The 8,158-nt window shown below is 34.7% G+C and carries 7 protein-coding genes and 1 tRNA gene; 2 read left to right on the top strand and 6 right to left on the bottom strand.

Annotation, left to right across the window (positions count from 1 at the left end):
* Nucleotides 1-118 precede the first annotated feature (118 nt).
* The 3 genes from NTU89_04105 to NTU89_04095 all read right to left on the bottom strand — a co-directional run bounded on the left by NTU89_04105 (nt 119) and on the right by NTU89_04095 (nt 1,338).
* Nucleotides 119-349 (bottom strand): hypothetical protein, encoded by a 231-nt coding sequence (locus NTU89_04105; GenBank protein ID MCX5923713.1) that lies wholly within the window; start codon nt 347-349, stop codon nt 119-121.
* Between the two features lie 185 nt (nt 350-534).
* Entirely contained in the window at nt 535-1,011 is a 477-nt protein-coding gene (locus NTU89_04100) for an ankyrin repeat domain-containing protein (GenBank protein MCX5923712.1), read from the bottom strand.
* 252 nt (nt 1,012-1,263) lie between these two features.
* Nucleotides 1,264-1,338: transfer RNA gene (locus tag NTU89_04095), tRNA-Phe, on the bottom strand.
* Between the two features lie 201 nt (nt 1,339-1,539).
* Here NTU89_04095 and NTU89_04090 point away from each other — a divergent pair.
* Nucleotides 1,540-2,277, top strand: a complete 738-nt coding sequence (locus NTU89_04090; protein ID MCX5923711.1) for a hypothetical protein — start codon at nt 1,540-1,542, stop codon at nt 2,275-2,277.
* A gap of 29 nt (nt 2,278-2,306) precedes the next feature.
* A complete protein-coding gene (locus NTU89_04085) occupies nt 2,307-2,906 on the top strand; it encodes a DNA starvation/stationary phase protection protein (GenBank protein ID MCX5923710.1) in 600 nt (199 codons plus the stop codon).
* 2 nt (nt 2,907-2,908) lie between these two features.
* Here the strand turns inward: NTU89_04085 and dnaE are convergent, their stop codons facing one another.
* Genes dnaE through NTU89_04070 form a run of 3 tightly spaced genes read right to left on the bottom strand, consistent with a single transcriptional unit; the run spans nt 2,909 to nt 8,029 of the window.
* Entirely contained in the window at nt 2,909-6,358 is a 3,450-nt protein-coding gene (gene dnaE, locus NTU89_04080) for a DNA polymerase III subunit alpha (protein MCX5923709.1), read from the bottom strand.
* A 30-nt stretch (nt 6,359-6,388) separates the two neighbouring features.
* On the bottom strand, nt 6,389-7,300 hold the full coding sequence (locus NTU89_04075) for a YicC family protein (protein ID MCX5923708.1): 912 nt from the start codon (nt 7,298-7,300) through the stop codon (nt 6,389-6,391).
* A 12-nt stretch (nt 7,301-7,312) separates the two neighbouring features.
* The gene (locus NTU89_04070) at nt 7,313-8,029 is read right to left on the bottom strand and encodes a YebC/PmpR family DNA-binding transcriptional regulator (GenBank protein ID MCX5923707.1); all 717 of its coding nucleotides are present in this window, start codon (nt 8,027-8,029) and stop codon (nt 7,313-7,315) included.
* Nucleotides 8,030-8,158: the final 129 nt, after the last annotated feature.

Here is an 8,158-nt window from a genome sequence, read left to right as displayed (position 1 = left end):
GCGAAATTTTAGAATAACGAATTTTAGTTATCGATTTAAATAAAATACCCCAGGCGCAAATTTTTAAGCCAGTGGTATTTTATTTCGCATGGTATTTTATTTCGCAGAGCTACAGTATTTACTTTTTCTCATCCGAATCTAAAAACTTTTGCCAGTCAGCTTCATACTCACTTGACTGAGGACCGTGCCATAATTCATCGACAATATCTGGTCGAGATTTTACATATTTGTCGTACGCAATTTTATATTTTAAATACTTTTCATGTTCAATTTTCATGTCAGCCAAGTCTTGCTGCGAAAGTTCATCTTTGCCAATCAAATCAACGTAGCCTGAATCGTCTTGTGCCAAAATTATAAAATTGAAGTTTTATCGTCTACGAAAGTTGATCCATCCATTTTATACTGGCCTAAAATGTCAAAGCCGCAGCTTGTAAGCATGTCGCTTAGTTGTGATGCACTATAAATTTGCAGTGTAAAATGGTTTTGATTTTTTTAGTTTTGCCATCAGCGCTTGTAATTTATATCTATTTTGTATTAATTTCTATTTTGTAAAAGAGTAATAATTGCTTGAAGCCGATTAGAAAAAGCTGTTCCTGATGAGAATCTCGTTCCCTCTAAGCTGTGTGCAAAAGCAAGATATGACCCATGATTATTACCAAGCATAGCCCGACATTGAAGATTAACATCGGCTCTATGTTGCAAGAGAAGTCTAACATTTTCAACATGGCCACAGATAATAGCTGCTCGCAAAGGAGTCATGCCGCATCCTGCCTCACAATTAGGATTTGCCATTGCTACCAAAAGACGTTCAACAAGATCTGATTTGTTTTCACTAGATGCATGTACAAGCGCAGGAGCAGAAAAATCTTCATAATCTATAATTTTATTAACATTTGACCAATCTATTTTGTGTTCCAAGGATTCATATCGACATAGTGGTCCCGCCCAAGTAACAGACTCAGCAACGAAAATACAAGCGAACATAACAATTTTTACATAATTTTTTTTCATAAAGTCCCCTAAAGGTTAATGCTTAATTCTTTGTGTTATCATGGTTTTTATAATACCAAAAGGGATTTTTGATTACTAGAAGAATAAAATGAAAACCATTAAAGATCTTATAAAAAATTCACAAAAAAATAGCCAGCAACTACAAAAGTGTGCGGGCTTTACGAAATAACAAAACTGCTGCAAATATTTTTTAATTTAAACTTTTCTTTTGATTTGCTGGCAGCGCCTAAGCGTACCCCAACAGGCGAAGATTGGTGCCCAGAGATGGAATCGAACCACCGACACTGTGCTCTTCAGGCACATGCTCTACCACTGAGCTACCTGGGCGTAATTTAGATTTTCAAATATTGAAAAAAAGAATGAATTTTTGATCAATTCACTGTTTAGAATACCCCTAGCTCCAATCTTTGTCAAGAAACCTTCAATTGATTGTGATACTTTATTTTCTTTTTTGAAAAAATACATAAGATTGACATGTGAGGTATGATAATCATAAGACGATGTAAAAAAAAAAGAAGGATTAGTGGAATGAGGGTGCTCGCATCTGGATCTTATAATGTTGCTTGGTTTAAATTAGCCGATTTTATATCTCGTGGAGAAAAGGAACGAGCCTTAAGCATTCATAGATTGCTTATGCATTCAGTCCAAGATGTTGCAATAGCATATCAATTAGAGGGAGATATTTTACTAGCGTTTGATGATAATGCGGCACTTGATAGATATCATGTCGCTGCGAATTTATATAAAAAATCCGGAAAAATTCAACAAGCCATAAGCGTTTATGAGCATGTTTCTTTATTTAAAGAAGATGAAAATGTCTATGAAGCCCTTCTTGATATTTATATGTTTATGCAAAATAAATCAGGGATATTAGAAACATTTTCTAGGCTTGCAAAGGTTTGTTTAAAAAAAGAAAATATTTCTCATCTGGATCATTTATTTCAGCGATATCTTTTAGAAAGCTCGAAAACAATGCAAGCTCGCTTGAGTGCCCGCTTTGTTCGAGCTATTTTATTGTACGACGAGCAAAATATAGATATTTCTAGCTACACATATCAAACTCTTGATTTATTTAAAGAGTCTTTAAGCATTGCCTCAGATATTTCAGAGCCTTCATCTTTTGTAACTGGTAATCAAGGAATGATGCATTGTGTCGATGCTAGCCAGTCTGAATGCATGGACTTACAAAGATTTTTAGCCGACTTAAAAGCATTAGATAATCCAGAGTACTTAAAAGCTATAAAGTATTTAGAAACTAACTTTTAAAGAATTTATTCATTTTAAAAAAGGAGATCATGAAGAATTCAAATATTTCACGAGGAATTATTTTAGGCATTGTTTTTATAAGCATGCCTTTAGACTCTAGATTTGATAAAAAAAGAAGAGATGATAATAAAAATCAAAATATAGAAGTGGTAAAATCAGGAGATGATATGTTAAATAAAGCTGATCAAAAAATAAGCGAAATTATGCTTAATAAGCTGCTCGCAAGTGAAGCCGTAATGCTCATTCAAACATTAAATTATCATTGGAATTTAGTAGGTCCTGAGTTCCATGATTACCATTTATTATTTGATAAACAGTACAACGTGCTTTTTGCGGATATGGATAAACTTGCAGAACGCGTTCGTGCTATCGGCGGTCAAGCTGCTGGCTCTATGAAAGAGATTTTAAGCATTTCGCCTTTAAAAGAAGATACGGGTAAATTACCAGAACCTAAAAAAATGGTGGTTAATCTTTTGAAACAGTATGAAAGTTTAATTGAGCAACTCCGAGATGGAATTACTCATCTGGAAAAATCAAAAGATTATGGCACTCGAAAATTTTTAGAAGATTTAATTGAACAACATGAAAAAACAGCATGGATGCTGAGAGCTTTGACTGGTAAGCAGTAAAATTACAAATCGAGAGTTCCAGAAATATTAATATCTTCAAGCTGTGAAACTAAATCAAGATTTAAAGAAATCATTTTTTTGGTCGTGATTTTAATAGTTTTGCCATTTTCTTGATATTGCATACGAAGGGGGATTTTTCCTCCTTCTATTTTTTTGATCATTTCAATGTGGGCAAGCGTAGCATCATCAGGAAGTTGCAAAGTCACTTGATTGATTTTATCCCACTCTTGAAATATGAGTTCTAGTGGAACCATTTGATTTGCTTTAATTTTGCATGTTGATTGCGCAGCAATATCCAAAGAGCCTTTGACTACAAAAATAGAATAATCTTGCAACCATGGTTCAATTACTTTAAAAAGTCGTGGGAAAATAATGATTTCAGCGTGATTGTGTAAATCTTCGATTTGAACAAAAGCCATTTTATCACCTTTTTTTGTTGATATTATTTTCTTTTGGATTAAAAGTCCGCATGTGATAACCGTTGGCTCTTGCTCTACATTTGCAGGCATGGTTTTGAGTTGCTCTAAGATCTCATTAATGGTTTTTGTTGGAATCCAGTCAAGTTGCTTTTCATGCGTTTGCAAAGGGTGCGAGCTAATATAAAAACCCAAAACTTCTTTTTCTTTTTCGAGCTTTTCTTTGTTTGACCATTCTGGTTTTGCGGCAAAACTGTAAGCTTGTCCTTGCTCTGTTGTAGATTTACTCGATCCAAAAAGCTGCATTTGACCAGTCAGTTTATGTTCTTTTATTTCTAAGGCTTCTTCGATAATATGTGCAAGTTCGTTAAATTTTTGTGCTCTGTTACCTGAAAGCTCATCGAGCGCACCAGCACTAATTAAATTCTCTAAAACTCTTTTGTTTGAGGTTCTTAGATCAATTCTTTCACACAAGTTTAAAATATCTTTAAATGGTCCAGACTTTTCTCTTTGCGCAATAATATTTTGCAAAGAGGCTAAGCCGATATTTTTAATACCTTGCAGGCCAAATAAAATTTTGTCACCAACGATAGAAAAATCCACTTGAGAATTATTTATGCTTGGGGGTAACAGATCGATTCCCATGTCGCGAGCTTCTTTTAAATAGAAAGCCATTTTTTCAGCATTGCCAGATTCTAAAGAAATTAAACAGGATGCAAATTCGCATGGGTAGTTAGCCTTTAAGTAAGCTGTTTGATAGGCAATAAGTGCGTATGCTGCCGAGTGAGATTTGTTAAAACCATATCCAGCAAAGTAAGCCATGAGTTCAAAAAGTGCATCTGATTTTTTATGATTAAATCCCTTGCCGTCTGCGCGCTCAACGAATAATTTTTTTTGCTCTGCCATGACGTCAGCTTTTTTCTTACCCATTGCCCTACGCAAAATATCAGCTTCTCCAAGAGAATATCCACCAATGACTGAAGCAATTTTCATAACCTGTTCTTGGTAAACAATAACTCCGTAGGTTTCTTCTAGGACGTCTTTTAATTCATCAAAGAAATAATCGATTTTTTGTTTTCCATGCCGACGTAAAATATAATCATCAACCATTCCAGAGTTTAGTGGTCCAGGGCGATAAAGTGCGTTAACTGCAATAATATCTTCAAACTTATCAGGCTTTAATTTTCTTAAAACTTCTTTTAATCCATCAGACTCTAATTGAAAGACACCAGATGTTTTACCGGCTTGAATTAATTCAAATGTTTTTATGTCATCTAATGGAATGTGATCAATGTCGATGATAATGTTTTTGTGCTTTTTAATTGAATTGAGTGTGTTTTTAACCAGAGTTAAGTTTTTTAGTCCCAAAAGATCGATTTTTAAAAAACCGATGCTTTCAAGTTCTGTCATCGCATACTGCGCAACAATAGAATCATCTTTTGGTGGAATAAAAATAGGAAGCATCTCATGGGTGGGTTCAGGAGTGATGACAATTCCAGCCGCGTGTTTTGATGCATGACGAGTGACGCCTTCAAGTTTGAATGCTATGTCAAAAATATGTTTTATAGTTGGATTGTTAGCAATAAGTTCTTTAAGTTTTGGTTCTTGGTCCAAAGCTTCTTTTAGAGAAATTTTTAATTGGTCTGGAACAAGTGCCGTAATCATGTTTGATTCTTCAAAGGGTAGTCCAAGAGCACGAGCTACATCTTTGATTACGCCTTTTGCAAGCATAGTCCCAAAGGTAATAATTTGGCACACTTTATCGTGTCCATATTTGTCTTTAATATAATTAATAACCGTTTCACGGCCTTCAATACAAAAATCGATATCGATATCTGGCATACTGACACGTTCAGGATTTAAAAAACGTTCAAAAAGTAAATTGTATTTGAGCGGATCAATATTTGTAATTTCTAAACACCATGCAACCAGCGCTCCTGCTGCAGAACCACGACCAGGGCCAACAGGGATATCATTACGCCGAGCCCACATGATAAAATCACTTACAATTAAAAAATATCCAACAAATCCCATTTCAATAATAAGATTCATCTCAAGTTCAAGTCGGTCTATGTATTTTTGTTTTTCTTCGATAGGAAATCTATTTTTTTTAGCTAAAGTTTCAAGTCCATCACGACATAAATTTTGAAAGTGCTGTTCAGGCGTTAGATTTTCAGGGGTTTTAAATTGTGGGAAAAATAATTTATTTGTTTCAAATTCAAAGTTGCACATATCTGCGATCTTGCCAGAATTGTAGACAGCATCAGGATTATCTTTAAAGATAGAAAGCATTTCTGTTTCTGATCTCATGTAGGCACGACATTCTTTAAAGCTAAAGCGAGTAGGGTCGTCAAAGCGTTTTCCTGTACCAATTGCAAGCATTGTTTCATGCGCTTCATGATCTTCAAGTCCAAGATAGTGACAATCTGTTGTAGCTACCATGCCAATGTCTAACCTTTTGCCAAGTTCAAAAAGTTTTTTGTTCATGACTACTTGTTCTTCTTGGTCTTCTGGTTGCACTTCAAGATAAAAACGATCTCTTCCAAATCGATCAAGAAACCAATTAATCTGTTTTAATGCAAGTTCATCTTGGCCATTTTTTAACAGTTGCGGAATATGACCGCCCAAACAAGCACTCGTGACAATAAGCCCTTCGCTGTGCTTATCAAGCATGTCGTAATCAATTCTAGGTTTAAAGTAAAAACCTTTTTGGTATGAAAAAGCTATGAGTTTGCATAGGTTTTTATAACCAATATCGTTTTGGACTAAAATGATAAGATGATAATATTTTTTATCAACAGAGCGTTGATCAACGTCTTCTGTGATATAAGCTTCCATGCCAAGAATAGGTTTGATGCCAGCTTTTTTACAAAGTTGGAAAAATTTTACAGCACCAAAAATATTTCCATGATCTGTTATAGCAAGAGCCTTTAGTCCTTGCTTTTTGGCATGATCAACAAGCTTTGGAAGCGTTATCGCTCCATCGAGCAGCGAATATTCCGTGTGAAGATGTATGTGGGTAAAATGTTTTGTCATATCACAGTTACGTTTAAAAGTGCCAAGTTGTTATAAAATATTTTGTGCTTGCTCGCGAGCTTTTTCTAGGTCAGCTTTTATATCAATGGTAAGCGAGCTGATAGATATTTGTGAGCACTTTGATGCAATCGTGTTGGTTTCGCGATTTAATTCTTGCATCGTAAAATCAAGCTTTTTGCCCTTAGAGAGAGCATCTTGTTCAAGAAGTTGAATAATGCTTTTTACATGTGATGCTGCTCGAACTGTTTCTTCATTGATGTCAATTTTTTCAAGTTCTGCCAGAAGAGTGATTTTTTGATTTTCAAGTAAACAGTTATCAACAGAAAGTTCTTGATTTACAGACAGCTGTAATTTTGTAATGAGCTCTTCAAGCTCTTTTTTCTTAATGACAATAGCTTTTAAGGATGCTTTTTTTATTAAAACTAATTTTTTTGCAATTTCTTTGACATGAGAATTAATATCATCAGCTAAAATTTTACCTTCTGTTTTGCGAGTAACAATTAAGCTATCAGCAAGGTTTTCAATTGCGGCTAAGATCTTTTCTTCTGTTTTGCTGTTTAGGATTTCTTCTTCAACGTGCAAAATATTTGGAAGCTGAAGAAGTGTCGCAAGAGACACTTCTTCTTTGAGATTACAAGTTTTTTGGATTGTTTTGATAGCATCCATGTATCCAGAGATTGTCGTCAATGATGGAATTACAGAATGCTTTGTTGAATCTTGTTGTACCTTTATCGTGAGATAGACGTGACCACGTTCTAATTTTTTTTTCAAAATACGATGAATTAGCACTTCTAAATTGTTGATGATGTAAGGCAATTTGCAAGTTGCTTCAAAATATCTAGAATTTAGAGATTTTAAATGCAACGAAAGTGAAAGTTTTTCTGTGCTGTTTATGGCAATTTCAACAATTTCAGATGAAAATCCGGTCATACTTTGGGTCATAAAGGTACTCATTTATCCGATATTGGTGTAGACGTTTTGTACGTCGTCATATTCTTCTATTTTTTCAAGTAAATTGAATGCTTTTTCTTCAGCGTCTGCTTCTAAGGTTACAAAATTTTGTGCAACCCATTCAATTTGTGAATCGTCAATTTTAATGTTTAATTTTTTTACAGCTTCAGTAACTTCATGCAAGCTTACTAGAGGCATGCTGATAGTTAAAGTGCCATTTTCAATTGAAATATCTTTGATGTCAAACTCAATTAATTGTTCAAAAAGCGAGTCTTCTGTTAGTCCTTCTGGTGTATGAGCTCGGACAATTCCAAGGCGCTCAAACATCCAATTTAAAGAACCAGTCTCTGCAAGGTTTCCACCATTGCGAGAAAATATATGGCGAAGATCAGCAACAACTCGATTTTTATTGTCAGTTAAAACTTCAATTATTATAGCAGCTCCAGATGGTCCATGTCCTTCGTAGGTGATTGCTTCATACATGACACCAGGAAGTTCTCCAGTTCCTTTTTTGATAGCGCGCTGAACATTTTCAGCAGGCATATTGATCTCTTTTGCTTCTTCAACTAAGTGACGAAGTCTTGGATTACCCGCAGGATCGCCGCCTGATTTTGCAGCAATGGTTATTTCTCTTACAAGCTTGGTAAATTCTTTACCACGCTTTGCATCTTCTTTTGCTTTTTTATGCTTAATATTGGCCCATTTGGAATGACCTGACATGTTTATGACTCCTCACATGCAAAAATCGATCAATACATCTTGAATTTTGTACACGATATAAGATTAACTTTTTACAATAAGTTTGTCGAATAAGGGTTAAAAAAGTCAAAGCGCTAAAAAATATTTTTT

The organism is Candidatus Dependentiae bacterium (assembly GCA_026389065.1).
Taxonomy (GTDB): Bacteria; Babelota; Babeliae; order Babelales; family Chromulinivoraceae; genus JACPFN01.
Note: the sequence above shows the minus strand (reverse complement) of the source record. Positions and strands in the feature narration are given on the sequence as shown.

Excerpts from the sequence above, each read along its gene's own strand:
- NTU89_04100 (MCX5923712.1), bottom strand. The coding sequence starts at position 1,011 with ATGAAAAAAAATTATGTAAAAATTGTTATGTTCGCTTGTATTTTCGTT.
- NTU89_04090 (MCX5923711.1), top strand. The coding sequence starts at position 1,540 with ATGAGGGTGCTCGCATCTGGATCTTATAATGTTGCTTGGTTTAAATTA.
- NTU89_04085 (MCX5923710.1), top strand. The coding sequence starts at position 2,307 with ATGAAGAATTCAAATATTTCACGAGGAATTATTTTAGGCATTGTTTTT.
- dnaE (MCX5923709.1), bottom strand. The coding sequence starts at position 6,358 with ATGACAAAACATTTTACCCACATACATCTTCACACGGAATATTCGCTG.
- NTU89_04075 (MCX5923708.1), bottom strand. The coding sequence starts at position 7,300 with ATGACCCAAAGTATGACCGGATTTTCATCTGAAATTGTTGAAATTGCC.
- NTU89_04070 (MCX5923707.1), bottom strand. The coding sequence starts at position 8,029 with ATGTCAGGTCATTCCAAATGGGCCAATATTAAGCATAAAAAAGCAAAA.